Raw genomic sequence first — 961 nt, 5'->3', positions numbered from 1 at the left:
GATACCAAATTGATCCCGTTGCAGATTGAACACCATCTGAAAACGGGCGCGCCCATTGAAGATGCTTTCCGCCTGGCTGTCAATGAATTTGAGGGGTCCCATGCCATTTCCATGCACACAGATCTTGCCCCGGGCAAATTGTTTCTGGCGCAGAAAGGCAGTGGACAGGCCATTTTTGTGGGGCTTGCCCCGGACCATTACATCGCAGCATCTGAATTGTACGGTGTGGTGGAGGAGACCCGCCACTACATCAAACTCAAGGGCGAAGAAAAGGGGCAGATCGTGGTCCTGGACCAGGAGGGTGCCGGCGGTATTGAAGGGGTGCGCTCCTTTTACTATGATAAGCAGCCCATCACCCTGACCCGGGATGATGTGCTCGAAAGCCAAATCACCTCCCGGGATATTGACCGCCAGGGGTATAACCACTATTTCCTCAAGGAGATATCTGAATCCCCGCTCTCCGTTGAAAAAACACTGGAAAACAAATTCAAAAAGAATCCCGGTTCAGGACTTCTCAAGGTTAATCTGGACAGGACAATTATTCCGCCGGACCTGGAAGAAGATTTACGGTCCGGAAAAATTAAAAAAATATTTTTCATCGGCCAGGGGACAGCGGGCATTGCAGCCCAGGGATGTGCGGATCTTCTCACCCATTACCTTGGGGGTAAATCCATTGACATTCGTGCACATAAAGCATCTGAGCTTTCCGGGTTCAGCATCGGCGGCAAAGGTGAAAACACCAGAGCCATGGAAAACGCGCTGGTTGTGGCCATCAGCCAGTCCGGCACCACCACGGACACCAACCGGACCGTGGACATGGTTCGGGCCCACGGTGGCAGAAGCCTTGCCATTGTCAACCGCAGGGATTCAGATCTGACTTTCAAGGTGGACGGGGTATTGTACACCAGTTCCGGCAGGGACATTGAAATGTCCGTTGCCTCCACCAAGGCCTTCTACTCCC

At 52.8% G+C, this 961-nt stretch carries 1 protein-coding gene; it reads left to right on the top strand.

The genetic code is table 11. The annotated features are described in order from the left end of the window. The coding region (locus B3D59_RS18020) for an SIS domain-containing protein (protein WP_286822534.1) at positions 1-961 on the top strand (961 nt) is incomplete at both ends.

The sequence above is a fragment of the Desulfobacter sp. UBA2225 genome, assembly GCF_002348205.1.
In the GTDB taxonomy this organism is placed as follows: domain Bacteria; phylum Desulfobacterota; class Desulfobacteria; order Desulfobacterales; family Desulfobacteraceae; genus Desulfobacter; species Desulfobacter postgatei.
Note: the sequence above shows the minus strand (reverse complement) of the source record. Positions and strands in the feature narration are given on the sequence as shown.